A 26119-nucleotide genomic window follows, 5' to 3' on the forward strand; every position below is an offset into this window, starting at 1 on the left:
TGGTGCTCCTTGCAGTGTGCGGAAGTCAGGAAGTGGTGGAGGTGGACGAGGTGTAACGCCGGCTGCCGCTGTGCCACGCCCGGTTGCCGCCCAGCCAGGCCCACACCCCCGCGAGGAAGCGGCGCAGCTGAGGTGAGCCGGTCAGGGCCAGGGCCGCCGCCTCCGCCTCGAAGGTGCGGACCAGCTCGTCGTGGATCGCCGCACTCCGCTCGACCGCCTCGCGCGGAGTGCAGCGCTCCTCGGCGGCGATCACGGTCGGCAGGTTGAACTCCACGCTGTCCGAGTGGTGTTCCTTCGCCATCGAGTACAGGTCGTTGACGAGCGTTGCGGCCGTGGATGCCATGGTCACGGCGCGGCGGACGCGCGGATCGGCGTACTCGGCGGCGGGCAGGACGTAGCCGCCCACCATGTCGGTCATCGCGACGCACGGGACGAAGCTGTTGATCTGACGGTGCGCCAGATACTCCCAGACGGCGGGCATGCGGCCCTGGGAGCGCCAGGACCCCTCCTGTCCGTAGCCCACGAACAGCACCGCGACCTCGTGGCGCAGCCGGGCCAGTTGGGACCAGTCCGCGTACCGGGCCATGTGCGCGAAACCGGAGCGCAGGGCGGTCCGCACCGGGTCGTCCTGCATGGCCTGCTCGACGGCGGGAACGTAGCGGAGCGGAGGGTGGGCGGGGTCGATGGCCGCGTAGGCGATGCCGAGGTGCGCGCCGAGCAGCGCCGGTGCGGATCCCATCGTCTCGTCGTCGCAGTAGTAGTCGTCCGTGGCCCACTCCGCCAGGGCGCACTTGCCGGCGGCCAGCAGCCGGTCCGGGTCGTCGGTGTCGGGGTGCGCCAGCATCGTCAGGCGTCCGAAGTCCGCCGCGCGGACGCGGTCGAGGCGGCCGGCGTAGAGACCGATCTCCTCGGCCCACGCCAGCAGGCGGGCGTTGACCTCCTCGGCGAGCACCGGGTCGTCGCGGAGCGGGGGCGGGCAGTACAGCTCGGGGACCCCGGTGCCCTCGGCGTCCTTGCGCCTGGCGGTGATCCGGGCGGCGGACGTGCCGAGCCCCGTCGGCCCGGTCGGCAGGACGGACCCTTTCGACGGCCCCTTCGCCGGTCCCTCCGGGCGGACATCCGGGTGCTCGGCGAGCAGCGCGGTCACGAGCCGCGCCACGTCGTGGCGGGCCGTGGGCGCGGCGATCCTGGACAGCAGTGACACGGACTCCTCCTTACGACGGGGTGCCGAAGACCTCGACGTTCTCCAGAACGCCGAGCGCGTCGGGCACGAGAACGGCCGCCGAGTAGTAGGTGCTGACCAGGTAGGAGATGATCGCCTGGTCGTTGATGCCCATGAACCGGACGTTCAGGCCCGGCTCGTACTCGTCCGGGATCCCGGTCTGCCGCAGGCCGACGACGCCCTGCTCGCCCTCGCCCAGCCGCATCGCGAGGATCGCGGAGGTGCCCTGCTCGGAGACCGGGATCTTGCCGCAGGGAAGGATGGGCACGCCGCGCCAGGCCGGCACCGGGTGTCCGCCGACCTCGGCGGTGTCGAACGCGAGCCCCCGCTTGTTGCACTCGCGGCCGAAGGCGGAGATCGCCCGCGGGTGGGCGAAGAACACCTTCGTCCCGCGCCGCATGCTGAGCAGCTCGTCCAGGTCGTCCGGCGTGGGCGGGCCGGAGTGGGTGGAGATGCGCTGGCTGTAGTCGGCGTTGTGCAGCAGCCCGAACTCGGGGTTGTTGACCAGCTCGGACTCCTGGCGCTCGCGCAGGGCCTCGATGGTCAGCCGCAGCTGCTGCTCGAGCTGGTCCATCGGGTCGTTGTAGAGGTCCGCGACCCGGCTGTGCACCCGCAGGACCGTCTGTGCGACGCTCAACTCGTACTCGCGGGGCCGGAGTTCGTAGTCGACGAACGTGCCCGGCAGCACTGGCTCGCCGATGTGACCGGAGGCGAGGGCGATGGCCGCCTCGCCCTTCTTGTTCTGCGGCCGTGCCTTTTCGGCCTGGCGCCGCCGGACGTGGGCCCGCAGCCCCTCGTTCCGGCCCGCGACCTCCTCGTACGCGGCCCGGGGAAGCGCCAGAACCGTGCATGCCGTCATCGCGCGCGCGGTGAACTCCCACGTGCCCGGCTCCTCGGCGACCATCTGCCCGCCGAGGAACCCTCCGTCGGACAGCACGCCACGCCGGGTCTCCTCGCCGTACTGGCCGGGCGCGAGCTTCTCGACCTTGCCGTGAGCGATCAGGTAGACGTGGTCGACGGCCCGGCCCTGCCCGGCTATCACCTGGCCGGGTTCATACTCCCGCTGCTCGCACCGCTCGGCCAGGGCCCGCAGCACCGCCTGGTCGTCGAAGCCGCTCAGCAGCGGCAGTTCGCCCAGCTCGGCGGGGACGACCTTGACCGCGACCCCCTCCTGGACGAACGTCACCCGGCCGTCCCCGAACTCGTACACCAGCCGCCGGTTGACCCGGTACGTGCCGCCCTTCACCTCCACCCAGGGCAGCATCCGCAGCAGCCACCGTGAGCTGAGGCCCTGCATCTGCGGCACGGTCTTGGTGGTGGTCGCCAGGTTCCGCGCGGCGGCGATCCCGAGACTGAGCTGTGCCCTGCCTGCTGAGTGGTCGGGCTGCTCCGGCTGCGACATCCTGGTCCCTTCCGTAGGGCGACTGCATCAAGAAGGAGCCCCGGACGGGCCGGTCGGCCCATGAGGCTCCTGTGGCGCAAGTGAATCAACGCCAGATGATGTTGGTCGAGACGGCCGGAAGAAAGCCGACGTATTTGCGCCACCGGACGGACAGGGGGCGCGCCCGGCCCACCCGACTTCTGTGACCGGCCGGAGCCGGTTGTTATGCCCGTCGTGTCATGATGAGCCGCATTCCCAGCAGGCGGATCCGGTGTGGTGCACGAGTGCTGATACCCGGGCACCCTGCGAGCGAGGTGGCCGATAACCTCCGCAGACGAGCGCTGAGCCCCAGCACTTGTCGATGAGGACACCTTCAACCCGCACGTCACCACCTCGACCTTTCTGTCAGGTCGTCCTCCGCACTGCCCTGTCCAGCCGACCGCCGTGCCCGAATGCAGGCTTCATCGATTCGGCCTGACCGGTGACCCTGTACGGCCGTACGCAGGCGCGTTCCCGTCGCGGTCTGCACGCACGGTGTGCGTGGCCGCCTCCACGGTGGGTAGGTACGAGTGCCGGTGGCGGTGGAGCCGCGCCCCAGCGGTTCACCCGCCGGAACGTGCCGGCGTGCCCCGCCTGCAGCCGCCGATCACACTGGCGGCAAGGAGTCCCGACCGTGTGAACGGAGCCGGAGAACCGCGATGACCCAGCTGATCCCCGCGTCCGAGGCCGACCGTCCGGCTGTGACGGGAAAGGTCCCCGATGATCTGCTGCGGGTGAGCGACCTGGACCCACAGACCCTGGCGGAGCTGCTGGATCTGGCGGAGCGCATGAAGCAGGAGCCGATGGGGTGGGAGCGCGATCTGCGAGGGGGCGCCATCGGATGCGTCTTCGAGAAGCCGTCCACACGGACCCGCGTGTCCCTGGCCACGGCCGCCCACCGCCTCGGCTTGGCGGCCATCGTGCTGAACCGCGAGGAACTGCAGCTCGGCCACGGCGAGACCGCTACCGACACCGCCCGCGTCCTGTCGTCCTATCTCGACGCGATCACGGTGCGCACCTTCGACCACACCACGGTGGAGCAGATGGCCGACGCCGCGACGGTGCCGGTCGTCAACGCCCTGTCCAACACCCACCACCCCTGTCAGTCCCTGGCCGACCTCCTCGCGCTGCGCGAGCACTTCGGCACCCTGGCCGGCATGACCGCGGCCTTCATCGGGGACGGCACCAGCAACACGTGCAATTCGTTCCTCGCGGCGTGTGCGGCGTCCGGCATGCACCTCATCGTCGCCACCCCGCCCGGCTACGAGACGGACAAGGACCTCCTCGGCGAGGCCCGTGAACTGATGGCGCAGACGGGCGGTTCCGTTTCGCTCACCACCGAGCCGATCGAGGCCGTAGGCGCCGCGCAGGCCGTCTACGCCGAGGTGTGGGTGCCCATGGACAGGCATCACGAACGCGCCGAACGGACCGAACGCCTGGCCGCCTACCGGGTCGACGATGCCCTGCTCGCCCATGCTCCCGGCGAGGCGGTGGCCATGCACTGCCTGCCCGCCGTCCGCGGGCAGGAGATCACCTCGGAGGTGCTGGACGGCCCCCGATCCCTGGTGTGGCGCCAGGCGGCGAACCGGCTGCCCACGGCCCAGGCGGTCCTTCACACCCTCATCACCACCGCCCGCAGGCGCACCACCTGACCGCCGAGGCGACCGCAGCCGCCGCACTCACGCAGAGCATGAGCGTCCACGTCTTCCTGATTCGTCGGTAACGGAGTCGGCGGGGCAGCCAGGAGCCGCGGCGGCCGTCTCGATCAGGTAGTCGACGACGTCGGTGTGGCTGTCCCGCCGACGGTAGGCCGCTCGTTGGCGGTCGGCGCCGTTTCCTTCGCTGCGGAGGCGCAGCTGTGCGGCCTGCAAGAGCGTGCGGTCGTCCGAGGTTGCCACGGCCGGCAGAGCGGTGTTCCACAGACGGCCGAGGTGTACGGCAGTGGGTTCGAGCCAGCCGGTGTCCAGATTGATGCTCCTGCCGCTCAGCCCGTCTCGGGCGGCGCGCCAGCATGCGGCGCGCAGCATCTCCGGCTGCGGGCACGGGGCGGCCTGGGAGTTGTGGATGGCTGCCATGGCGGTGACGGCGAGGCCTTTGACCGTCCCGGCGAGCAGCAGGGTGTCGTCCACGGTGGGGGCGGCGTCAGCGATACGGATCTCGAGGGTGGGCACGTGGTGGGAGGGGCGGATGTCCCAGTAGAGGCCACCGCGGTCCAGGAGGGTTTCGCTCGCGACGAGGCGATCGAGGAGATCTTCGAAGTGGGTGCGGGACTCGAAGTAGGGAGGTGGCCCCGCTACCGGCCACCGACCCCACGTCATGGTGCGCCAGCTGGCGTAGCCGGTGTCCTTGCCGTCCCAGTAGGGCGAGTTGGCGGTCATGGCCAGGAGAGCGGGGAGCCAAGGACGCAGGTGGTTGCTCAACTGCAGCGCCGTGGCCACGTCGGGGACGCCGACGTGGATGTGGCAGGCGCACACACTCTGCTCGTGGTCCAGGGCGCCGAACTTGGCCAGGCTCTGGGCGTAGCGGACCCCGGGGGACAACGGCGGTGGATTGAGCTGCCCCAGGATGGGCGTGCCGCTGGAGATGACGCGCAGCCCCAGTCGGGCTGCGGCATGTGCGACGGCGTTGCGGGTCGCACGCAGTTGGTCACCCAGGTCCGTGAGGCTGGTGTGCGGATCGGTGCGGACCTCGACCTGGTAGCGGGTGATCTCGGTGGTGACCCGGTCGCCGAGGTCCCCGGCTGCCTGGGCCACCACCTTGTCCGCTTGCGGGCTCAGCTGCCGCGATACCGGGTCCACCAGCAGGTACTCCTCCTCCACCCCCACGGTGACCTCGCTCGAGCCGGCCGCAGGCCGCTGACGACCTGCGCTGTCCACCGACGGCTGCGCGTCGGCAGGTGTCCGCTTCTCACTCTGCATGGCAATCAGTCTGTCACTTAGAGTCATCTCACTGGAGTACGCCGCAGCGCCAAAGGGACGCACGTGCGGGACGTCGGCGGTGCGAAGGAACCCCCGAACCGCACCGACATCACTCAGTCGACGAGGAAGCCCCAGCCCACCCACTGACCTGCGAAGCTCCGCCTGTCCGGGCAGGGCGACGTCAGGCCCGGCCGTGCGCCGTCAGGGCCGCGTGCGGCAACACCAGTACGCCACCCGGACCGGCGAACTCGGCGCACAGTGACTCGAAGTGGTCCTTGATCTCCGCGATGACCACCGGATTCTGACTCGTCACAATCTGCCCGATCGTCGCCACTCCGGCGGCCGGTCCGCTCCACCACTCCTCCGGAGTCGTCCGATGGTCCCAGACCAAGGTGTCGCAGACGACATCCCTCAGGCCCGCGTCGCCCAGCAACGCGGCGAAGCCCTGTTCAGTGCGCGGGAAGTCCTCTTCGGGAACAAGAGCCGGCAGGTGAGCGGGACGAGTGACGCCGGCTGCCTGGACAGCCCTGCCCAGCAGGGCCTGCCCGGCGGCCGCGGGGACCGCCCAGACGGTGAACGCCATCCGCCCGCCGGGACGCGTCACCCGGCGCAGCTCTTTGAGGGCTTCCCGGGGCCGTCCGACATGGTTGAGAACGAAGTTGCCGACCACGGCATCGAACTCGTCGTCGGCGAAAGGCAGGCGGGGCAGAGCAGCAAGCCGTACGTCAGCTCCCGGGGCCGCCCGCGCGGCCCGGGCGACCATGCCCGGTTCGGCATCCACCGCCGTCACCTTCGCACCCCGCTCACACGCAGCTGCGGCGGCACTGCCCGTGCCCGTCCCCACATCGAGGACCCGTGCGCCCTCCCGTACCTCGGCAGCATCGAGCAGCCCAGGCACCGGACAGGCGCAGAGTTCGGCAAAGCTCGCAGCATAGGCATCGGCCTGGCCCGCCCACGCCCGCCGCTCGGACTCATCAAACGCCGTCTGCACCACCGGTCCCCTCCCCAGCACAACCACCACCGCGAGAACGACACGGCAGGTCCTGACGCTAACGCATACCTGATCAACGGCGGCCGGGATCAGATGCACGCACCTGGCGTCGATGTGACGGGATGGCAACTCCGATGGCGATACCTGGACCAGGCAAGCTCCATCCAGCGGCGGACGGCCTACGGCCTCGACCGTCAAGCAGCTGCCGGTGGCGTTCTTGGAGGCGTCGCTCGCCCGGTAGACGGCGGCGCCGACGACCTCGTCGGCTTCGCCCCACCGGCCGGCCGGGATGTCCCGCACGATGCGTTCGGAGATCTCCGGTTTTCCGAGGAAGGGTGTGGGCCCGACCGGGAGTAGCATCACGGGTGCTCATGGCCGCGTAGCTGAAATAGCAAACTGTGATGCGGATCCGCACCCTGGAGGAGGAGCTGGGCATCGACCTCTTCGAGCGGACCGGGCAGGGCATGCGGCCCACCGACGCCGGGGCGATCATGGTCGACCGCGCCCGTCGCGCCCTGAACGAGCTGGAGCGGGCCCGCGCCGAGGTGCAGCCCACCCCGGGGGCCGTGACCGGGATCGTCACGGTCGGGCTGCTGGAGAGCACGAGCGATCTGCTGGCCGAGCCGCTGGTGACAGCCGTAGCCCGCGACCACCCCGGCGTCGAGCTGCGCCTGCTGCTCGCCTGCTCCGGCCGTCTGCAACAGTGGCTCGACGACGGCGACCTCGACCTGACCCTGCTCTACAACCTCGACAGCACACCCTCCCTCAACGCCCGCCCGCTGGTGCGGGAGCATCTGTGGGCGGTCGCTCCGGCATCCGCCGGCCTCCGCACCGACCGTCCCGTTCCGCTCACGGAAGCGGCCGGGCACCCGCTCGTCATGCCCGCCTCGGGCCATGCGCTGCGCAGCCTGATCGACGCGGCCGCGGTGCGGGCCGGAGTCGCCATGGACGTCGTCGTCCAGACCGACTCCCTGCGCGTGCAGAAACAGCTCGTCCAGGCGGGGCACGGCTGGACCGTCCTGCCCGGCGCGGGCATCGCCGAGGACGTCATGCGGGGCACCCTGAGCGTTGCGCCGCTCAGGGTGCCCGACGTGTGGCGCTCGATCGTCCTCGGCACGCCGAGGTACGGGCGCACGCCGCCCGCCGTGGAGGTCGTCGCGCGCGAGCTGGTCCGCCAGATCAACTCGGCCGTGAGGAAAGGAAGATGGCCCTCCGTCCAGATCCAGAGAACCGACACCGCCACCGCTGGCACGTGACTCACCCGCCGACTCAGCCGTTCGAGAAGACCCACCGAAGAACCCCGGGACATCGCATGACCGACACCCGACACCCGTCCGCCTCCATCGCCCGTGCCCAGGACGGCACGGCACTGGCCTGCCAGCGCCAGGGAGCCGGACATCCGCTGATTCTCCTGGCCGGGCAGGCGAACAACCACCACTGGTGGGACGGCGTCCGCGCGGACTTCCACGCCACCCACTCCACCATCACCCTCGACCAGCGCGGCACCGGCGAGAGCGACAAGCCGCAAGGCCCGTACTCCACACGGCAGTTCGCCGATGACGTGATCGCGGTGCTCGATCACCTGGGCATCGAGCGGGCCGATGTCTACGGGACCTCCATGGGCGGGCGGGTGGCCCAGTGGGTCGCCGCCCGCCACCCCGACCGGGTACGGCGCCTCGTCCTGGGCTGCACCTCCCCCGGCGGTGCGTACGCCGTCGAGCGCGACGCCTCCGTACGACGGGCCCTGGCCCAGGCCGACCCGGAAGCCGCCCGCCGCGCACTGATCGACCTGATGTACTCCCCCGCCTGGCTCGCCGACCACCCCGGCCCGTACACGACCCTCGGCGACCCGGACATGCCCCCGCACGCGCGCCACGGCCACCTGGTGGCCAGCAACGGACACGACGCCTGGGACGCGCTCCCTCACATCACGGCACCGACGCTGCTGCTGCACGGCGACGAGGACCGGCTCACCCCGCCGGAGAACCTCCCACTGCTCGCCGCCCGCATCCCCCGGACCACCACACATGTCTTCCCAGGCGCGCGGCACGCCTATTTCGAGGAGTGCCGCACCGAAGCCAGTGCCCTCGTCGCGGCATTTCTCGACGAAAGGTGAGGGACCAGCGCAGTAACCGGGCCACAGCCGCTCGCTGTGCGAGCCACGCACACATGCATCACCGGCGCAAGACGTTGTCTGGGAGTCTTGCGCGTCACGGCTTGCCCATGCGCACCGTGTCGCCGGAGAGGCGGCCACCGAGTACGTCGATGTGGATGCCGGTGGCCGGATCGGTGAAGGACTGGCCGGGTGTGAACGCGGCCAGGTCCAGGGGGGCGCAGCCGCTCGGCGGCGTGGTGTCCGGGTGGGCGTTGATGACGCGGACGGGCCCGTCGCCGGTCTGGTTCGCCGAGTCGACCTTGTAGATCAGTACCCCGGTGGAGCAGGCCGAGCGGTCGTTGTGCTCGGCCCTGCGGGACTCGGCCACGTAGGCCGTCGTCTCGCCGGTGCGGATCACGGCAATCTTTGTGCCGCCGGGGCGCTCCACCGGTGTGAGCCGCACGGTCCGCGCACCGCTCGCGGGGAGGCAGGCGACCTGGCTGTCACGGATCCAGCCGAGTTTCCAGGAGTGCCAGCCGAGGTACTGCGGGGCGGGACCGGCGATGTTGCCCATGAGGTCCCAGCCGCTCACGTACCGATGCGTCTCGCCGGTGAAGGCGTACAGGTCGGGCAGGCCGAAGGTGTGGCCGGTCTCGTGGTCGGCGACCTTGTACCCCCAGTGCCACATGTCCTGACCGAACGTGACGGCCCACTTCACGCGGGTGCCGTCGGCGGTGACGCCGGAGGTGGCCGGATCGTAGAGGTAGGTCGGGGAGAAGGAGATCGCGCGCGCCGCCTTGGGCGGGATGATGTAGACCATGTCGTAACGGGAGAAGTCCACGAAGGGGTCGGCCGCAGTGACCGCGTCGCGCACGTAGCGCTCATGGGCCTCGAAGGTGATGCCCCGGTCGAAGCCGTAGGACGTGGAGTCCGAGGGCATACGGATCCACTGTCGGTACGGCGTGGCGATGTCGAGCCGCGAACGGCCGTAGGAGGCTGTGCGCATCCAGTCGGCGGCGGGGGCCAGCTGGGCGGCGTAGGCGTCGGTGGAGTCGGTGGCCGGAGCGTCGGGAAAGTCCACGAACAGGGTCAGCACACGGTGGGTGCCGGTGGCGTGCTGGAACTGGGCGTGGTCGGTGTCGTGACCCTCGTCGGTCCAGCCGGTCCTGCCGGGCAGCGCACAGTCGGCCGCGGTGGACGGTGAGCCGGGCTCCCGTTCCTGCGCTGTAGCTGTGGTGGCGGTGCTCAGGCAGGCGGCGAGGGCGGCGGCCACGGCGAGGGAACGGGAGCGGGTACGGGGTGGCGAGGTACGCATGTCTCTCCTCTGTCTGTTCTGTGCGGTGCGTCTGTTCTGTGCGGGGCCTGGTCAGGCGCGGCCGGCGGCCAGGTCCATGAGCCGGGAGAGGACGCGGCCGCCGGACGCGGTGAGCCCGTCGTGCTCCCATTCGTTGGTGACCCAGACGCGGGTGGCACCGACCTCGCGCGCGGTGCGCAGGGACAGGCCCGCGTCCACGTACATGTCGTCGTGGTAGACGACCGCGGCCAGCGGGACCTCGTTGGCGGCCAGACGGCCGGCGTCGTACAGCGGCGGCCAGTCGGTCCGTCGCGCGAGGAGGTCGGCGGCCTGTGCGAAGGGGCGCAGGGTCCGGATGTCCTCGAACATCCAGGGGTAGATCATTTCGCCGGTGAGCAGGAGTGTCTCCGCGTCCTCGGCGAACTCGGGGAAGGCGGCGAGCGCGTGGGAGGCCGCCCAGCCCGTGGGTGTGGCCCCCTGCCCGTACAGCGTCTCCTGCAACACGGCGAACAGCGGGTTGTCCGTGAACCCGGTCAGGCCCATCACCTGGTGGAGGAAGGTGTCGGTCAACTCGCCGCGCTCGTCCAGGGCTTCGTCGAGCAGCCAGTGCACGCGCTCGAATGCGTCTCCCATACCGAGGGCGAGGCCGAGGGTGCGCAGCCGTCGGACGGTGAGGCGGTCTCCGTCGGGCAGGCGTACCTCGTCCGTGGCGAGACGGCCGGCGATTCGGCGCAGGAGCTTGGCGTCGTCCGGGTAGCGGTCGTAGTACTCCCGGACGCGGTGGTGGACGCGTGGATAGGTGCGGGCGTATACGTCGTCGGCGGTGGCGGCGATCCCCGGCAGGCCCCCGGCCACGTGGCATGCCGCCAGTCCCTCGGGGGCCTGGGAGAGGTAGGTGAGGGTGACGAAGCCGCCGTAGCTCTGGCCGAGCGTCTCCCAGGGGCGCTCGCCGCACAGTTCGCGGCGTATCAGCTCCGCGTCCGCGACGATCGAGTCGGCCCTGAAGTGGGCGAGATACGCGGCGAGTCGGTCCGGATCCGGGAACCGGGCGGCGGCCTTGGCGGTCACGGGGGTGGAGCGGCCGGTGCCCCGTTGGTCGAGGAGCAGCACGCGGTGGGTCTTCAGTGCCCGGTCCAGCCAGCCGGGCGAACCGGCCGACGGACGGGGCGACTTGCCGCCCGGTCCGCCCTGCAGATACAGCAGCCAGGGCAGGTCGTGCTCGGCTCGGGCGGGGTCGGCGACCTCTCGGGCGAAGAGCTGGAGGGTGGGGCCGCCGGGGTCCGCGTGGTCCAGTGGGACGGTGAAGGAGTGGTCGACGGTCGCGTACGCGGGGTTCATGGCCTGCTTTCCCGCACCTGCGCGGCCGGATCGGCAGGCAGGTGAGTGGAGGGGGGCGGGGTGCCGGATGACATGTCACGTGTGACGTGTACGCCCAGTGTGTGGCGGCCCGGTCCGCCCCCGGCAGCTCCCGCTTGGCCATAACCCCGCGTTATGCGAGGTGGCGCGCGCTTGTCGCGCGGAGCGGGCTCAGCGGGTCGCGCCCAGCTTTCGCCCGGTCACGCGCCCGGCGGACTTCTCCCGCTGTTCCTGGACGCCCTCGGCCCACAGCGAGCGCACATGTCCGAGGTGGCGGGTCATGCACTTCTCGGCGCCCTTCGCATCGCCTGCCACCATCAGGTCGAGGAGTTCGACGTGCTCCTCGGCCGACGGGATCAGCTGGCCGCGCTCGTCCAGCGCGGTCAGTCCGTACAGGCGCGAACGCTTGCGCAGGTCGCCGACCGTCTCGACAAGGCGGTCGTTGCCTGCGAGCGCGAGCAGGGAGAGGTGGAACTGGCGGTCGGCCTCCAGATAGCCGATGAGGTCGTGCTCGCGAGCGGCGCGCACGATCTCCTCGGCGACCGGGCGCAGCGCCTCCAGGTCTTCGCGGGCGGCGCTGCGGGTGATCCGGCCGACCATGGGAACCTCGATCAGGGTGCGGATCTCGGTGTACTGGTCGAGGTCGCGTTCGTTGACCTCGGTGACGCGGAAGCCCTTGTTGCGGACGGGCTCGACCAGGCCCTCGCGGGCCAGGTCGAGCATCGCCTCGCGCACCGGTGTCGCGGAGATGCCGAAGTCCTCCGCGAGACCGGGGGCCGAGTAGACCTCGCCGGGGCGCAGTTCGCCGGAGATCAGCGCGGCGCGCAGGGCGTGGGCGACCTGGTCGCGCAGCCGCTCCCTGGTGGTGATGAGGTTGCGCTGCTTGAGGTGGCCCATGGTGGTGGCGTTCCCTTCGTGCCCTGTGCCCTCGTGGCCGAGCGGATCACCAGCGTACAATGTCACGTTGTTTTCGCAGGTGCCCAGGGGTGTCCAGATGCCTGGGGGTGCCCAGGTGCCGATGGGTGCCTAGGGGTGTGCGGGGGCCAGCGTGTAGGTGCGGCCGGAGGTGTAGAACTCCAGGGCGGCGCGTCCCTGTTCGCGCAGGCCGTGGCTGGAGGCCTTGGCTCCGCCGAAGGGCAGGTGGAAATCCACCCCGGTCGATGGGGCGTTGACGCGGATCATGCCGGTGTCCAGGTGGTCGAGTCCGTGCAGTGCCGCGTCGAGCGAGGCGGTGTGCACCGAGGTGACCAGACCGTACGGGACGGAGTTGGTGATCCGGACCGCGTGAGCCAGGTCGTCGGCGGGGAGCAGCGCCGCCAGCGGTCCGAAGACCTCCTCGCGCAGCAGCCGGTCGCCGGTCGGCACCTTCTCGACCAGGGCCGGGGCCGCGTACCAGCCGTCCGCCCCCTCGGGGACGGCGGCGGTCGCGATGGCCGGCAGGCCCTCCCGCGCCTGGATCACGCGGTCGCGCGCCCGCTCGTCGATGACCGGTCCGCACACCGTGGCAGGGTCGGCGGGGTCGCCCACCGGGAGCGCGCGCAGCGCCTCGGCGAGGGCCTCGCGCAGCGGGTCGAGGGCGGCACCGACCGCGATCACGCGGCTGGTGGCGGTGCACTTCTGTCCGGCGTATCCGGCGATCGCGGCGGCGATGTGCGCGGCGGCCCGGGGGATGTCCGCGTCGGGCAGGACGATCGCCGCGTTCAGCCCGCCCATCTCGGCCTGGACGGGGACGCCCCGCGTGGTGGCGGTGCGCACGACGGCCTGGCCCACGGCTGTGGAACCGGTGAAGGAGACCACGTCGGCGGCGGAGAGTACGGCGTTGCCCTCGGTGGGGCCGCCGGGCAGAACGGTGAAGACCCCGGCGGGCACGGCCCGGTGGACGATCTCGGCCAGGCGCTGGGCGCACGCGGTCGCCTCCGGTGCCGGCTTCAGGACCACGGTGTTGCCCGTGGCGAGCGCCGGGGCCGCCTTCCAGCTGGGGATCGCGAAGGGGAAGTTCCACGGGGTGATGAGGGCCGCGACTCCGTGCGGGCGGCGGCGGCTCAGCAGGAGCCCCGCGCCGTCGGCCGTCTCGTGGACGGCGCCGGTGGACTCGAAGGGGGCCTGGGCGTAGTACCGCCAGATGGCGGCGGTGCGGGTCACTTCGGCGCGTGCTTCGGTGAGCGGCTTGCCCACCTCGCGCACGGCGAGGGCCGCCAGTTCGTCCGCGGCGGAGTCGATCGCGGCGGCGACGGCGCCGAGCGCGGCCGAGCGTGCGCCCGCGCCGCCCAGGAGCCAGCCGGGCTGGGCGGCACGGGCCCGCTCCACCGCGTCGACGGCGGCGAAGGCCCCCGGGGCGGGGATCCGCACCAGGACGTCGGAGGGATCGGCCGGGTTGCGTGAGACGACCGGGGCAGGGGCGGTGGTCACAGGAGGAAACCTCCGGGGAAGGGGTCGTCCGGATCGAGGAAGTACTGGGCGGTGCCGGTGATCCAGGCACGTCCCGTGATGCTGGGAACGACGGCGGGCACCCCGCCGACCTCGGTCTCGGCCACGAGACGGCCGGTGAACTCGGTGCCGATGAAGGACTCGTTGACGAAGTCCTGGTGCAGCGGCAGCGCGCCGCGGGCGTGCAGCTGCGCCATCCGTGCAGAGGTGCCGGTACCGCACGGGGAACGGTCGAACCAGCCCGGGTGGATGGCCATGGCGTGGCGTGAGCGGTGCGCGTCGGAGCCGGGCGCGGCGAGGTAGACGTGCTTGACCCCGGCGATCTCGGACTGAAGCGGATGGACGGGGCGGTCCGGGGAGGCGTTGATCGCGTCCATGACGGCGAGCCCGGCCGCGAGCAGGTCGCCCTTGCGGGACCGGTCGAACGGCAGCCCCAGCGCGTCGAGTTCGACGAAGGCGTAGAAGTTCCCGCCGAAGGCGAGGTCGTACGTCACCGTCCCGAACCCGGGCACCTCCACCTTGCGGTCGAGGCCGACGCAGAAGGCGGGGACGTTGGTGAGCGTGACCGCATTCGCCGCCCCGTTCTCGACGTGTACGTCGACGGAGACGAGCCCGGCGGGGGTGTCGAGGCGGATGGTGGTGACCGGTTCGGTGACCGGGACCATGCCGGTCTCGACCAGCACGGTGGCCACGCCGATGGTGCCGTGCCCGCACATCGGCAGCAGGCCGGACACCTCGATGTACAGCACTCCGACATCGGCGTCGGGGCGGGTCGGCGGCTGGAGGATCGCGCCGCTCATGGAGGCGTGGCCGCGCGGCTCGTACATCAGGAGCGTGCGCAGATGGTCCATGTACTCGATGAAGTGGAGCCTGCGCTCGGCCATCGTGGCGCCGGGGATCACCCCGACACCGCCGGTGATCACACGCGTGGGCATGCCCTCGGTGTGCGAGTCGACAGCGTGGAAGACATGACGGGTACGCATGTACGTCCTTTCATGTGAGCCGGTCCCGGTCAGTGGTGGCCCTCGGCGACGGCCTTCTCGGTCGCCGCGCGCACCGCGGCCCCGATCGCGGCGGGCAGCGGCAGACGCGGCGGCCGGGTGGGACCGCCGCGGCGGCCGACGAGGTCCATGGACAGCTTGATGGACTGCACGAACTCGGTCTTGGAGTCCCAGCGCAGCAGCGGGTGCAGTGACCTGTAGAGCGGCAGGGCGGTGACGAGGTCCCCGGCGACGGCGGCGTGGTACAGCTCGGCGCAGGTGGCGGGGAAGGCGTTCGGGTAGCCGGCGATCCAGCCGACCGCACCGGCGAGGGCCAGCTCCAGCAGGACGTCGTCCGCGCCGATCAGCAGGTCGAGGTCGGGGGCGAGTTCGGCGATCTCGTAGGCCCTGCGCACATCGCCGCTGAACTCCTTGACGGCCACGATGCTGCCGTCGCCGTGGAGCCGCGCGAGGAGGGCGGGGGTGAGGTCGACCTTGGTGTCGATGGGGTTGTTGTACGCCACGACGGGCAGCCCCGCCCGGGCGACGTCCGCGTAGTGGGCGCGCACCGCCTGCTCGTCCGCGCGGTAGGCGTTCGGCGGGAGCAGCAGGACGCTGCCGCAGCCTTCCTCGGCGGCCTGTTCGGCCCAGCGGCGGGACTCCGCGCTGCCGTAGGCGGCGACCCCGGGCATCACGCGCGCGCCGTCGCCCGCGGCCTCGACGGCGGTGCGCACCACGCGGGCCCGCTCCTCGTCGGTGAGCGTCTGGTACTCGCCCAGGGAGCCGTTGGGTACGACGCCGTCGCAGCCGTTGTCGATGAGCCGGCGGACGTGCTCGGCGTAGGCGTCGTAGTCGACGGAGAGGTCCTCGCGCAGGGGAAGCGCGGTGGCGACCATGATGCCGCGCCAGGGGCGGTCGGCGTTCCACGTGGCGCGGGCGGTGGTGGCGTTCATGAAGGAACTCCTTGTGTGATGTATGACATTTTATTGAGCGGAGTCCGGCGCCCACAACGGTGCGGGACGCCGGGGCCGGTCAGGAGACCGGCCCGTCGGCCTCGTCCGGGTCGAGCGCGCCCAGCACCCCGAGCGGTACGGGCACCGCGAGCGGCCGGCGCTCGGGGGACGGCGGCACGGATGCGGCGCCCGGCCCGGCCGCGAGGCAGGCCACGGCCGCTCCGCACATCCGGCCCTGGCACCAGCCCATGCCCGCGCGGGTGAGGAGCTTGACGGTGCGCGCGTCACGGGCGCCGTAGTCGGCGACCGCCTCACGGATGGCACCGGCGGTCACCTCCTCGCAGCGGCACACGTCCGTCGCGTCGTTGAGCCACTGCACCCAGCCCGGTCCCGGGACGTGTGCCGCGGCCATGGTGTCGGCGAAGGCCCGCATGCGGTCGCGGCGGCGACGAAGCTCCCGCACGCGCCGGCTGCGGGTGAGCGCGGGCTGCCCGAGCACCCGGGCGGCGGCCGCTGTGCCCGCGATGGCGCCTTCCGTGCGGGCGAGTTGCGCGCCTCCGATGCCGCCGGTCTCGCCCGCCGCCCAGAGGCCGGGTACCGAGGTTTCCTGGAGTCCGTCCAGTTCGAGGGCGTACGTGCCGTCCGGGGTGCGCCGGGTCGCGCACCCCAGGCTGGTGGCCAGCTCCGTCTGGGGGACCAGACCGTGCCCGACCGCCAGCGCGTCGCAGGCGATCCGGCGGCCCGTCCCCTGTACGGGCCGCCAGTCGCGGTCGACACGGGAGACGGTGACCGCCTCCACCCTGGCCGTGCCGTGGACTCGGGTCACCGCGCTGCGGGTGCGCAGGCGCACACCGTGGCGCAGCAGTGCCGCGCCGTGGACCAGGGCCTCCGCCAGCTTGTGCGGGTTGGCGGCGAGGGCGCCCGGGCGGCGGGCGTACCCGAGATAGCCGGACGCCTCGACCACCGCCGGGACACGGGCCCCGGCGGCGGCGAGCGACGAGGCGACGGCGAGCAGCAGCGGGCCGCTGCCTGCCACGACGACGCGCCTGCCCGGCAGGACCAGACCGGACTTCAGCATCGCCTGCGCTCCCCCGGCGCCCACGACGCCCGGCAGCGTCCAGCCGGGGAACGGGAGCTGGCGTTCGGACGCGCCGGTCGCGAGCAGGACCGTGCGGGCGCGGACACGGACCGGGCGCTCCCCGCAGCCGTCGACGCCGGTGACCGCGTGCACCACCCACTCGGTGTCCCCCTCACTCCCCCGCGCCACGGTCCAGACATGGTGCCCGGCGAGATGGACGACGGCACTGGCCTCCAGGCGCCGGCGCAGGTCGGCGAAGGCGGACCAGTCGTGATGCAGGGCCTCGGGGCGCACCGCGCCGAGGGCCGGGGCGGGCGTGCGGTAGAACTGTCCGCCGACCTGGCCGGAGGTGTCCAACAGGGCGACGGAAAGCCCGAGTTCGGACGCGGTGACGGCGCCCGTCAGGCCCGCGCAGCCCGCGCCGATCACTGCGAGGTCGTACGGTGCCCCGTACGCGTCGTCGGCCCTCTCGTCAGACGGCGAGTCCGGCATGACCGTGTCCTTCCTGGGTGGTGATCGTGTCTCCGGGGCGGGCGGGTACCAGGCAGGCTCGCCTGTTGGGCCGATCGTTGATCGTGGCGAGGCAGTCGTAGCACTGGCCGATGCCGCAGAAGGCTCCGCGTGCACGACCCCCGTGGCGCGTGGTGCGCCAGGCGAGGATGCCGGCCGACCACAGGGCGGCGGCGACGGACTGTCCGGGCAGCGCGGTGAGCGTGCGCCCGTCGAAGGAGATCTCGAACGGGTCCTCGGGTGCCGCGCCGACGAGTTCGGCGGGGCTGCGGTCACGCGCCATGGCGCGGCTCCTTCCGGGGTGAGGGCATGCGGGGTGCGGTCGGCTTCATCGCGCTCCACCGAACCGGTCCGGCCTGAACGGATCGATGTCCAGCGGGAGTTCCTCCCCTGTCAGAATCCCGGCGACGATCAGGCCCGTCGCCGGGGCGAGTCCGATCCCCGCGCCCTCGTGGCCGCAGGCATGCAGCAGTCCGGGAACGCGCGGGTCCGGGCCGATCGCCGGCAGATGGTCGGGCAGGTAAGGGCGGAATCCCGCGTACGTCCGGATCGCCCGCACGTCTGCGAGCATCGGGAACAGGCGGGTGGCCTGGGCGGCGAGGCGGCGCAGCACCTCCACCGACAGCGTGCGGTCGAAGCCGACCCGCTCCCGGCTCGCGCCGATCAGGACCGGGCCCGCCGGGGTGCCCTCGACGACGGCGGAGGTCTGCAGCGCCGCCGAGCCGCTGGCGACGTCGGCGACGTAGTCGGCCGCGTACACCTTGCGCCGCACCACGCGCGGCAGCGGTTCGGTGACGAGGACGAAGCCGCGCCGGGGCAGCACCGGGAGGTGCACGTCCGCGAGCCGGGCCACCTCGGCGCCCCAGGTTCCGGCCGCGTTCACCACATACGGAGCGTGCAGATCACCGCTCACCGTCCGTACGCCTCGCACTTCGCCGTTCGCGCCCTTCAGGACACCGGTGACCTTCTCACCGAGCCGCAGCCGCAGCCGCGCCCGGCCGGACGCCTGTTCACCCGCGGCCCGCAGCAGATGCGCCGCGGCGAGGGCGGGCTGCACCTGGGCGTCCTGCGGATAGTGGAAACCGCCCGCCAGGCCCTGGGCGAGATGGGGCTCCAGATCATGGAGCCGGTCTCCCGTGACCTCCTCGGTTTTCACGCCTGCCCGCTCCTGGCGCTCGGCGAAGTCCCGCAGGGCCGCCATTCCCGCCTCTCCGGAGGCGACGACCAGGCCGCCCTTGGCCTCGTACTCGATCCGGGGCGGCAGCGCACCGGACAGCGTGCGCCACAACCGCGTGGACAGCAGGGCCAGGTCGAGTTCGGGTCCCGGCTCCTTGTCGGAGACCAGCAGATTCCCCTCACCCGCTCCCGTGGTCCCGCCGGCGACGGGGCCACGGTCGATCACGGTGACGTGGAGGCCGGACCGGGCGGCGTAGTAGGCGCAGGCGGCGCCGACCACGCCGGCTCCGACGATGACGACATCGGGAGAGCTTCTCGTGAGCACGGCAGTAATATTTCACATTGCACTGCGCGCTGCCAAGAGGCTCAGCCGTCGAGCCGCCAAGAGACTCAGCCGTCGATCAGCGCCCCCATCCATGCCTCGATCGCGTCCGGCGTACGCGGCAGGGCCCCCGACATCAGCCGCGCCCCGTCGGCGGTGACGACCAGGTCGTCCTCGATGCGGATGCCGATTCCGCGCAGTTCGGCCGGGAGGGTCTCGTCGTCCGGCTGGAGATAGAGGCCGGGTTCGACCGTCAGCACCTGCCCCTCCTCCAGCACCCCGTCCGGATAGCTCTCCGCCCGCGCCTGCGCGCAGTCATGGAGGTCGAGCCCGAGCATGTGCCCGCTGCCGCACAGGGTGTAGCGGCGGTGGCGGTCACCCTCCGGGCTCTTGAGCACGCCCCACTCCGTGAGCCCCTGCGCGATCACCCGCATCGCGGCCCGGTGGAAGTCACGGAAGCGCGCGCCGGGCCTGAGCGCCGCGATCCCCGCGTCCTGGGCGGCGAGCACGAGGTCGTACACCTGCCGCTGCACGGACGAGAACCGCCCGGAGAGCGGGAGGGTGCGTGTGATGTCGGCGGTGTAGAGGCTGTCCGTCTCCACGCCCGCATCGAGCAGCAGCAACTGCCGTGCGTCCAAGGGGCCGTCGTTGCGAATCCAGTGCAGGACGCAGGCATGGGCGCCGGATGCCGCGATGGTCTCGTATCCGGTGCCGTTGCCCTCGGCGCGGGCGCGCAGCCCGAAGACGCCCTCGATCCAGCGCTCGCCGCGCGGGTGGGCGAGCGCGCGCGGCAGTGCGCGTACGACGTCTTCGAATCCGGCGGCGGTGTGGTCCACGGCGAGTTGCAGCTGACCCACCTCCCAGGCGTCCTTGACCAGTCTCAACTCGCTGAGCACCGAGGCGAGTTCGGCATCGTCCGTGGCGTCGCGGCCCGGCGGCACCCGCCCGTACGCGTCGAGGCGGGCGCAGCGGAGGCCGGTCATGCGCTCGGCCTCGGCGAGGTCGGGACGCCGGCCGACCCAGAACTCGCCGTAGCGCCGGTCCTGGTAGAAGCCGCTGTCGGTGCGCGGCGAGCGGGGCCGCACGTACAGCACCGCCTCGTGCCGGTGGGGTCCATGCGGCTCCAGGACCAGGACGTGCCCGGCCTGCTCCTCGCCGGTCAGGCCGGTGAGCCAGGCGTACGCGCTGTGCGGGCGGAAGCGGTGGTCGCAGTCGTTCGAGCGGACCTTCAACTCCCCCGCGGGGACGATCAGCCGCTCACCGGGGAAGCGGGCGGACAGCCGGGCACGGCGGGCAGGGGTGAGCTCGGCGACGGCCGGCCGGATGTCCGCGGGCAGCGGGGTCGCCGCCCAGTCGCCCGCCATGAACGTCTCGAACTCCGCCGAGACAGGCAGGTCATGGCTGAGCATGCGGGGTGCGGCGGACGCCGGTTCTTTCATGCTGTCCTCCTCGATCTCGATCTGCCTGTGCCCCGCCCGGCCCGCGGGCGCTCCTCGGACACGGCTGGGTAAAGGAGCGGGTGGCACCTTGTCAGTGCAATTTCACATTACTATGTTACGGGTCACATTCCAGCCTCTCCGGCTGTCCGACCGTTCACGGAGTGACCACGATGAACATGCGCACCTGTACCGCCCTCGCCACCGCACTGGTGGCGACCCTCGCCCTGGGCGCGACCGCCTGCTCCGGCGGCACGCACTCCATGGACGGCAAAGGCCGCGGCAAGAACCCCGCCCTCGCCAACCAGGGCGCCGTCGTCGGCGGCACCCCGAAGCAGGGCGGCACCCTGACCGTCCTGTCCAACCAGGACTTCACGCACCTCGACCCCGCCCGCAACTGGGTCATGAGCGACATGGAGTTCGGCACCCGGCTGCTCTACCGCACCCTGGTGACCTACAAGGCGGCCCCCGGCACCGGCGGCAGTGAGCTGGTCCCCGACCTGGCCACCGACCTGGGCACCTCCTCCCACGGCGCCAAGACCTGGACCTTCCATCTGAAGAAGGGCATCAGATACGAGGACGGCACGCCCGTCACCGCGCAGGACGTGAAGTACAACGTGGAGCGGTCCTTCTCGCCCGACCTGCCGGGCGGCGCCGACTACGCGGCCCGCTACCTGGCCGGGGCCCAGGGCTACCAGGGGCCGGCCCAGGGCAAGCACCTCGACTCGATCAGGACGCCGGACGACCACACGATCGTGTTCGAACTGCGCAAGCCCTTCGCCGAGTTCCCCAACGCGACCGTGATGCCCACCTTCGCACCCGTACCGAAGGCGCAGGACACGGGGCCGCGCTACGACAACCGGCCGTTCTCCTCGGGCCCGTACAAGATCCAGTCGTACGGGCGCGGCAAGCAACTCGTCCTGGTCCGCAATCAGCACTGGGACCCGAAGACCGACGAGGTCCGCAAGGCGTATCCGGACAAGCTGGTCGTGGTGATGGGCCTGAAGGGCGACCAGATAGACGACCGGCTCATCGCGAGCCAGGGGCCGGACGCCTCAGCCGTCTCCTGGGGGGCGCTGCGGCCGGAGAGCGCGGCCAAGGTGCTGCCGAACGCCGAGGTCCGAAAGCGGCTTCTCGCGGAGTCCACCAACTGCACCGACATGGTGCAGATGCACACGGGGCGTGCCCCGTTCGACGACGTCAGGATCCGCCGGGCGGTGCAGTACGCCCTCGACAAGGACGCCGTCCTGACCGCGTCCGGCGGGCCCGCCTTCAACGACCTGTCCACCGCGTACATGCCCGCCACGCTCTTCGGCGGCAAGCAGCCCGACCTCCTGAAGATCCCCGCCACGGGGGATGTGGCCAAGGCAAGGCAGCTGCTCAAGGAGGCGGGCAAGCCGGACGGGTTCTCCACCGAGATCACCGTCTCCACCGGTGACAAGGGGCGCGCCGAGGCGATCCAGCAGTCCCTCGGCAAGGCCGGCATCAAGGTCACCATCGACACCGTCGACCCGTCCGCGTTCTACGCCACCATCGGAGACACCACCCACCGCACCGACCTCGTCTACACGGGCTGGTGCCCGGACTACCCCTCCGGCTCGACCTTCCTGCCCTTCGTCTTCGACGGCCGCTACATCAAGGAGAAGGGCAACTCCGGCAACCACTCCCTCTTCCGCGACAAGCCGACCATGCAGCGGATGGACGAGATCGCTGCGATGACCGACGCCAAGGCCGCGAACCGGGCCTGGCAGGAGCTGGACGGCCAGATCCTCCAGAAGGCGCCGGCTGTCCCGGTCCTCGTGCGCCGCTGGCCGCTGGTGCTCGGCAGCAACATCGCGGGCGCCTACGGCCAGACCTCGTTCGGCGGACAGCTCGACTACGCCTCCGTCGGCCTCAAGGACCCCTCCAAGAGCGGCAGCTGATGACCAGTCAATCCCTGACTCCCGCGCCCGGCAGGGACATCGCCCCGGGCAGCGGCCCCTGGCAGCTCGCCCGCCGGGAACTGCGCCGCCGGGTCTCCGTGAAGGTCTCCCTGGCCATCGTCGCCGTCTTTCTGCTCATGGCGGCGGGGGCTCCGCTGCTGAGCGCGCTCGGCGGCCGGTCGCCCGACGAGTTCGACAAGTCCGCCGTCGACCCCTACCTGGGCGGCCAGCCCGTCGGGCCGCTCGGCGGCATCTCCGCCGACCACTGGCTCGGCGTCGAACCGGTCACCGGGCGCGACCTGTTCGCCCGTGTCGTGCACGGCGCCCAGGTCTCCTTGCTCATCGCCCTGACGGCCACCGCGATCGTCGTCGTCGCCGGAACGGCGGCCGGGATCGCGGCGGGCTACTTCGGGGGCCGCACCGACGCCGTGCTCTCCCGCTTGATGGACCTCACCATGTCCTTCCCGTCCCTCATCTTCATGATCGCGATGATGTCGGTGGCCAAGGACGTCAACCGGATCGTGCTGATGACCGCGGTCATCGGCCTGTTCGGCTGGCCCGGCATCGCCCGCGTGGTGCGCGGTCAGACGCTCTCGCTCAAGCACCGCGAGTACGTCGACGCGGCCCGCGTCGGCGGTGCCGGCTCCTGGCGGATCCTCACCCGCGACATCCTGCCGGGCGTGGCGGGCCCCGTCATCGCCTACACCACCCTGATCATCCCCGGCATGATCGCCACCGAGGCCGCCCTCAGCTATCTGGGCGTCGGCGTCCGTCCGCCCACTCCGTCCTGGGGCCAGATGATCGCCGAGAGCGTCTCCTACTACGACACGGACCCCATGTACTTCGTCATCCCGAGCGCCTGCCTGTTCCTGACCGTGCTCGCGTTCACCCTGCTCGGCGACGCCCTTCGGGACATACTCGACCCGAGGGGAAGCCGCACATGATCCTCTACACGCTGCGGCGGCTGGCCGGTGTCATCGGTGTGCTGATCGCCGTCGCCGCCGTCACCTTCACCATCTTCTACGTCCTTCCCTCCGACCCCGCCGCCGCGGCCTGCGGCAAGGCGTGCAGCACCGAGCGCCTGACGGCGATCCGCGCCCACATGGGTCTCGACCAGCCTCTGTGGCGGCAGTTCTGGGACTTCCTCAGCGGCATCTTCACCGGCCGCACCATGGGCAGCGGCCAGTACGCGCTGCGCTGCGACTTCCCCTGCCTCGGCTACTCGTACGAGAACAGCGAGTCCGTCTGGGGCCTCCTGATGGACCGGCTGCCCGTCTCCGCCTCGCTGGCCCTCGGTGCCGCGGTGCTGTGGCTGGCGCTCGGCCTCAGCGCCGGCGTGGTCGCGGCCCTGCGCAAGGACACCCTCACCGACCGCGTCCTGATGGTCGGCGCGGTCGGGGCCGCCTCGCTGCCGGTCTACTTCACCTCGATGATGCTGATCTACGGCATCATCCGGGTCGCGGGCCTGCTCCCCTATCCGCAGTACGTGTCCTTCGCCGACGACCCCGCGCACTGGGCGTCGAACCTGCTGCTGCCCTGGCTTGCCCTCGCCATCCTGTACGCGGCCATGTACGCGCGGCAGAGCCGCAGTTCGATGATCGAGACGATGGCGGAGCCGTACATTCGCACCGCCCGCGCCAAGGGCCTGCCGCGCCGCACCGTCGTCGTCAAGCACGGCCTGCGCTCCGGTATGACGCCGATCCTCACCCTCTTCGGCATGGACCTGGGCGGCCTGCTCGCCGGTGCGGTGATCACCGAGTCCATCTTCGGCCTGCCGGGCATCGGCCGGCTCTTCTACAACGCCCTGTCGACCGGCGACCAGCCGGTGATCCTCGGCGTGACCCTGCTCGCCGCCGCCTTCATCGTCGTCGCCAACCTGGTGGTCGACCTGCTGTACGCCGTCGTCGACCCGCGAGTGAGGCTGTGATGGCCGCCGAACCTCTGTTGTCCGTACGGGACTTGACGGTGACCTTCCCGACCGGGGGCGGCCCCGTACGCGCCGTCGACTCCCTCTCCTTCGACGTCCACCGTGGACGGACCCTCGGCATCGTCGGCGAGTCCGGCTCCGGCAAGTCCGTCACCTCGATGGCGGTGATGGGCCTGCACACCGGCGCGGAGGTCACCGGATCGATCACCCTGGACGGCCGTGAACTGGTCGGGCTCGCGGAGCGTGACCTGAACCGGCTGCGCGGCCGGAAGATGGCCATGGTCTTCCAGGACCCGCTCTCCAGCCTGCACCCCTACTACACGGTCGGCGAGCAGATAGCGGAACACCACCGGGTCCACTTCGGCTCCCGTCGCGCCGCCGCCCGGCAGCGCGCCGTGGAGATGCTCGCCGAGGTGGGTATACCGGAACCGGAACGCCGGGCTGGCGAGTACCCGCACCAGTTCTCCGGGGGCATGCGCCAGCGGGTGATGATCGCGATGGCGCTGGCCTGCGAGCCGGAACTGCTGATCGCGGACGAGCCGACCACCGCTCTGGACGTCACGGTGCAGGCCCAGATCCTGGAGCTGATCGCCCGGATCCAGCAGGAGCGCTCCCTCGCCGTCGTCCTGATCACCCATGACCTCGGGGTGGTCGCCCGCGTCGCGCACGAGGTCCTGGTGATGTACGGCGGCCGGGCGGCCGAACAGGCCCCGGTGGAGGCCGTGTTCGCCGGTCCGGCCCACCCTTACACGCGGGGTCTGCTCGACTCCCTGCCCCGCCTCGACGACGCCGACGACACCCCGCTGCGGGCGATCCCCGGCAGCCCGCCGTCGCTGCTCGCCCCCGCGCCCGGGTGCGCGTTCGCGCCGCGCTGCCCGCGGGCCGCCGCGGCCGACGCCGACGCGCGGGAGCGCTGCGAGCGGGTCAGGCCCCGTCTGGCCGCGTCCGACGGGCGCGCGGTCGCCTGCCACCTGCCCCTGAGCCCGGACACCGCCCCCATGGACCGCACCCGGAAGGCCATCCCATGACACCCACCGACAGGCCGGCCCTCCCGGTCGGCGCCCCCGCGGACCCGTCCGCCGAACCGCCGCCTCCCCACGCCGATCCGCTGCTGTCCGTGCGGAACCTGACGATGACCTTCCCCGGCCGGCGAGGCCGTTCGGCCCCCGTACGGGCCGTCGACGGCGTCAGCTTCGACGTGGCGGCGGGCGAGACCCTCGGCCTGGTCGGGGAGTCCGGCTGCGGCAAGTCCACCACCGGCCGGATGATCGTGCGGCTCCTGGAGCCGACCGGCGGCTCGGTCTCGTACGACGGCCGCGACATCAGCCACCTCGGCCAGCGCGAGCTCAGGCCGCTGCGGCGGGAGATCCAGATGGTCTTCCAGGATCCGCACTCCTCCCTCAACCCGCGCCAGACCGTGGCCCGGATCATCTCCGATCCCTTGTTGGTGCAGGGCAGTTCGGCGGTCGACGCGCGGCGCAGGGCCGCGGAGCTGATGGAGCTCGTCGGGCTCATCCCCGAGCACATCGACCGCTATCCGCACGAGTTCTCCGGCGGCCAGGCCCAGCGCATCGGCATCGCCCGCTCGCTGGCCACGAACCCCCGCCTGGTCGTCGCCGACGAACCGGTCTCGGCGCTCGACGTGTCCGTGCAGGCGCAGATCGTCAACCTGATGGAGCGTCTGCAGCGCGAACTCGGTCTCGCCTACCTCTTCATCGCGCACGACCTCTCGGTGGTCAAGCGGGTCTGCGACCGGGTCGCCGTGATGTACCTGGGCCGCATCGTCGAGATCGGCCCCAAGGAGCGGGTGTACACGGCCCCCGCCCACCCCTACACCCAGGCCCTGCTGTCCGCCGTACCCCTGCCCGATCCGGTCGCCGAACGGAGCCGCGAGCGGATCACCCTGCTCGGCGACCCGCCGAGCCCGGCGACTCCCCCACCCGGCTGCACCTTCCACCCCCGCTGCGCCAAGGCCCAGGCGATCTGCCGGTCCGAGGCTCCGGCGCTGAGGGTGGCGGCGCCCGCCGAGACGCGTCAGGTGGCCTGCCACTTCCCCGAGGCCGCCTGAGGGGACAGGGCTGTGTCCTGGACC

Annotated in this window: 22 protein-coding genes; 8 read left to right on the top strand and 14 right to left on the bottom strand. The window is 71.7% G+C overall.

What is annotated here, in order from left to right; all coding sequences use genetic code 11:
* Nucleotides 1-25: 25 nt before the first annotated feature.
* Both AQI88_RS08150 and AQI88_RS08155 read right to left on the bottom strand, forming a co-directional pair.
* A complete protein-coding gene (locus AQI88_RS08150; RefSeq protein WP_066994240.1) occupies nt 26-1204 on the bottom strand; it encodes a family 2 encapsulin nanocompartment cargo protein terpene cyclase in 1179 nt (392 codons plus the stop codon).
* A 10-nt stretch (nt 1205-1214) separates the two neighbouring features.
* Nucleotides 1215-2624: a family 2B encapsulin nanocompartment shell protein gene (locus tag AQI88_RS08155; protein WP_066994243.1), complete on the bottom strand. Its 1410-nt coding sequence runs from the start codon at nt 2622-2624 to the stop codon at nt 1215-1217.
* A 677-nt stretch (nt 2625-3301) separates the two neighbouring features.
* Between AQI88_RS08155 and argF the strand changes: the two genes are divergently transcribed.
* The gene (gene argF / locus AQI88_RS08160; protein WP_066994246.1) at nt 3302-4294 is read left to right on the top strand and encodes an ornithine carbamoyltransferase; all 993 of its coding nucleotides are present in this window, start codon (nt 3302-3304) and stop codon (nt 4292-4294) included.
* A gap of 27 nt (nt 4295-4321) precedes the next feature.
* On the opposite strand, the gene AQI88_RS08165 is transcribed toward argF, so the two are convergent.
* A complete protein-coding gene (locus AQI88_RS08165) occupies nt 4322-5560 on the bottom strand; it encodes a carboxylate-amine ligase (protein WP_066994249.1) in 1239 nt (412 codons plus the stop codon).
* A gap of 181 nt (nt 5561-5741) precedes the next feature.
* A complete protein-coding gene (locus tag AQI88_RS08170; RefSeq protein WP_167357451.1) occupies nt 5742-6554 on the bottom strand; it encodes a class I SAM-dependent methyltransferase in 813 nt (270 codons plus the stop codon).
* 398 nt (nt 6555-6952) lie between these two features.
* Here AQI88_RS08170 and AQI88_RS08175 point away from each other — a divergent pair, with 398 nt between their 5' ends.
* Complete coding sequence (locus AQI88_RS08175) at nt 6953-7807, top strand: LysR substrate-binding domain-containing protein (protein ID WP_079057457.1); 855 nt, start codon at nt 6953-6955, stop codon at nt 7805-7807.
* 56 nt (nt 7808-7863) lie between these two features.
* Nucleotides 7864-8667, top strand: coding sequence for an alpha/beta fold hydrolase (locus AQI88_RS08180; protein ID WP_066994252.1), 804 nt, complete (start codon nt 7864-7866; stop codon nt 8665-8667).
* 94 nt (nt 8668-8761) lie between these two features.
* Here AQI88_RS08180 and AQI88_RS08185 read toward each other — a convergent pair whose 3' ends face one another.
* The 10 genes from AQI88_RS08185 to AQI88_RS08230 all read right to left on the bottom strand — a co-directional run bounded on the left by AQI88_RS08185 (nt 8762) and on the right by AQI88_RS08230 (nt 20181).
* On the bottom strand, nt 8762-9961 hold the full coding sequence (locus tag AQI88_RS08185; protein ID WP_066994255.1) for a M6 family metalloprotease domain-containing protein: 1200 nt from the start codon (nt 9959-9961) through the stop codon (nt 8762-8764).
* Nucleotides 9962-10012: 51 nt separating this feature from the next.
* Nucleotides 10013-11278, bottom strand: a complete 1266-nt coding sequence (locus AQI88_RS08190) for an alpha/beta fold hydrolase (protein WP_066994258.1) — start codon at nt 11276-11278, stop codon at nt 10013-10015.
* A gap of 189 nt (nt 11279-11467) precedes the next feature.
* Nucleotides 11468-12193: a GntR family transcriptional regulator gene (locus AQI88_RS08195; protein WP_066994261.1), complete on the bottom strand. Its 726-nt coding sequence runs from the start codon at nt 12191-12193 to the stop codon at nt 11468-11470.
* A gap of 129 nt (nt 12194-12322) precedes the next feature.
* Nucleotides 12323-13705 carry an aldehyde dehydrogenase family protein gene (locus tag AQI88_RS08200; RefSeq protein ID WP_066994264.1) on the bottom strand — a complete coding sequence of 461 codons (1383 nt, stop codon included), beginning with the start codon at nt 13703-13705 and terminating at the stop codon, nt 12323-12325.
* Nucleotides 13702-14706 (bottom strand): proline racemase family protein, encoded by a 1005-nt coding sequence (locus tag AQI88_RS08205; protein WP_066994267.1) that lies wholly within the window; start codon nt 14704-14706, stop codon nt 13702-13704. The genes AQI88_RS08200 and AQI88_RS08205 overlap by 4 nt, the downstream gene beginning before the upstream one ends.
* A 29-nt stretch (nt 14707-14735) precedes the next feature.
* The gene (locus AQI88_RS08210) at nt 14736-15656 is read right to left on the bottom strand and encodes a dihydrodipicolinate synthase family protein (protein ID WP_066994270.1); all 921 of its coding nucleotides are present in this window, start codon (nt 15654-15656) and stop codon (nt 14736-14738) included.
* A gap of 79 nt (nt 15657-15735) precedes the next feature.
* A complete protein-coding gene (locus tag AQI88_RS08215; protein WP_066994273.1) occupies nt 15736-17226 on the bottom strand; it encodes an NAD(P)/FAD-dependent oxidoreductase in 1491 nt (496 codons plus the stop codon).
* Nucleotides 17207-17527, bottom strand: a complete 321-nt coding sequence (locus AQI88_RS08220; protein ID WP_066994276.1) for a (2Fe-2S)-binding protein — start codon at nt 17525-17527, stop codon at nt 17207-17209. Before AQI88_RS08220 ends, AQI88_RS08215 begins: the two co-directional genes overlap by 20 nt.
* Nucleotides 17528-17572: 45 nt before the next feature.
* On the bottom strand, nt 17573-18745 hold the full coding sequence (locus tag AQI88_RS08225) for an NAD(P)/FAD-dependent oxidoreductase (RefSeq protein ID WP_066994280.1): 1173 nt from the start codon (nt 18743-18745) through the stop codon (nt 17573-17575).
* A 65-nt stretch (nt 18746-18810) separates the two neighbouring features.
* Entirely contained in the window at nt 18811-20181 is a 1371-nt protein-coding gene (locus AQI88_RS08230; protein ID WP_066994283.1) for an aminopeptidase P family protein, read from the bottom strand.
* Between the two features lie 170 nt (nt 20182-20351).
* On the opposite strand from AQI88_RS08230, the gene AQI88_RS08235 reads away from it, so the two are divergent.
* Genes AQI88_RS08235 through AQI88_RS08255 form a run of 5 tightly spaced genes read left to right on the top strand, consistent with a single transcriptional unit; the run spans nt 20352 to nt 26095 of the window.
* On the top strand, nt 20352-22100 hold the full coding sequence (locus AQI88_RS08235; RefSeq protein WP_066994285.1) for an ABC transporter substrate-binding protein: 1749 nt from the start codon (nt 20352-20354) through the stop codon (nt 22098-22100).
* Nucleotides 22100-23044, top strand: a complete 945-nt coding sequence (locus AQI88_RS08240; protein ID WP_066994289.1) for an ABC transporter permease — start codon at nt 22100-22102, stop codon at nt 23042-23044. Before AQI88_RS08235 ends, AQI88_RS08240 begins: the two co-directional genes overlap by 1 nt.
* Nucleotides 23041-24027, top strand: a complete 987-nt coding sequence (locus AQI88_RS08245; RefSeq protein WP_066994291.1) for an ABC transporter permease — start codon at nt 23041-23043, stop codon at nt 24025-24027. Before AQI88_RS08240 ends, AQI88_RS08245 begins: the two co-directional genes overlap by 4 nt.
* Nucleotides 24027-25055 (top strand): ABC transporter ATP-binding protein, encoded by a 1029-nt coding sequence (locus tag AQI88_RS08250; protein WP_066994295.1) that lies wholly within the window; start codon nt 24027-24029, stop codon nt 25053-25055. The genes AQI88_RS08245 and AQI88_RS08250 overlap by 1 nt, the downstream gene beginning before the upstream one ends.
* Nucleotides 25052-26095, top strand: coding sequence for an ABC transporter ATP-binding protein (locus AQI88_RS08255; RefSeq protein ID WP_066994300.1), 1044 nt, complete (start codon nt 25052-25054; stop codon nt 26093-26095). Before AQI88_RS08250 ends, AQI88_RS08255 begins: the two co-directional genes overlap by 4 nt.
* Nucleotides 26096-26119 lie beyond the last annotated feature (24 nt).

It is taken from the genome of Streptomyces cellostaticus (genome assembly GCF_001513965.1).
Taxonomy (GTDB): Bacteria; Actinomycetota; Actinomycetes; order Streptomycetales; family Streptomycetaceae; genus Streptomyces; species Streptomyces cellostaticus.

What these genes read in the sequence shown, in the direction of transcription:
- AQI88_RS08180 (WP_066994252.1), top strand. Translation starts at nt 7,864, where the DNA reads ATGACCGACACCCGACACCCGTCCGCCTCCATCGCCCGTGCCCAGGAC.
- AQI88_RS08250 (WP_066994295.1), top strand. Translation starts at nt 24,027, where the DNA reads ATGGCCGCCGAACCTCTGTTGTCCGTACGGGACTTGACGGTGACCTTC.
- AQI88_RS08185 (WP_066994255.1), bottom strand. Translation starts at nt 9,961, where the DNA reads ATGCGTACCTCGCCACCCCGTACCCGCTCCCGTTCCCTCGCCGTGGCC.
- AQI88_RS08195 (WP_066994261.1), bottom strand. Translation starts at nt 12,193, where the DNA reads ATGGGCCACCTCAAGCAGCGCAACCTCATCACCACCAGGGAGCGGCTG.
- AQI88_RS08215 (WP_066994273.1), bottom strand. Translation starts at nt 17,226, where the DNA reads ATGCCGGACTCGCCGTCTGACGAGAGGGCCGACGACGCGTACGGGGCA.
- argF (WP_066994246.1), top strand. Translation starts at nt 3,302, where the DNA reads ATGACCCAGCTGATCCCCGCGTCCGAGGCCGACCGTCCGGCTGTGACG.
- AQI88_RS08255 (WP_066994300.1), top strand. Translation starts at nt 25,052, where the DNA reads ATGACACCCACCGACAGGCCGGCCCTCCCGGTCGGCGCCCCCGCGGAC.
- AQI88_RS08230 (WP_066994283.1), bottom strand. Translation starts at nt 20,181, where the DNA reads ATGAAAGAACCGGCGTCCGCCGCACCCCGCATGCTCAGCCATGACCTG.
- AQI88_RS08220 (WP_066994276.1), bottom strand. Translation starts at nt 17,527, where the DNA reads ATGGCGCGTGACCGCAGCCCCGCCGAACTCGTCGGCGCGGCACCCGAG.
- AQI88_RS08175 (WP_079057457.1), top strand. Translation starts at nt 6,953, where the DNA reads ATGCGGATCCGCACCCTGGAGGAGGAGCTGGGCATCGACCTCTTCGAG.
- AQI88_RS08190 (WP_066994258.1), bottom strand. Translation starts at nt 11,278, where the DNA reads ATGAACCCCGCGTACGCGACCGTCGACCACTCCTTCACCGTCCCACTG.
- AQI88_RS08165 (WP_066994249.1), bottom strand. Translation starts at nt 5,560, where the DNA reads ATGCAGAGTGAGAAGCGGACACCTGCCGACGCGCAGCCGTCGGTGGAC.
- AQI88_RS08240 (WP_066994289.1), top strand. Translation starts at nt 22,100, where the DNA reads ATGACCAGTCAATCCCTGACTCCCGCGCCCGGCAGGGACATCGCCCCG.
- AQI88_RS08205 (WP_066994267.1), bottom strand. Translation starts at nt 14,706, where the DNA reads ATGCGTACCCGTCATGTCTTCCACGCTGTCGACTCGCACACCGAGGGC.
- AQI88_RS08235 (WP_066994285.1), top strand. Translation starts at nt 20,352, where the DNA reads ATGAACATGCGCACCTGTACCGCCCTCGCCACCGCACTGGTGGCGACC.
- AQI88_RS08155 (WP_066994243.1), bottom strand. Translation starts at nt 2,624, where the DNA reads ATGTCGCAGCCGGAGCAGCCCGACCACTCAGCAGGCAGGGCACAGCTC.
- AQI88_RS08245 (WP_066994291.1), top strand. Translation starts at nt 23,041, where the DNA reads ATGATCCTCTACACGCTGCGGCGGCTGGCCGGTGTCATCGGTGTGCTG.
- AQI88_RS08210 (WP_066994270.1), bottom strand. Translation starts at nt 15,656, where the DNA reads ATGAACGCCACCACCGCCCGCGCCACGTGGAACGCCGACCGCCCCTGG.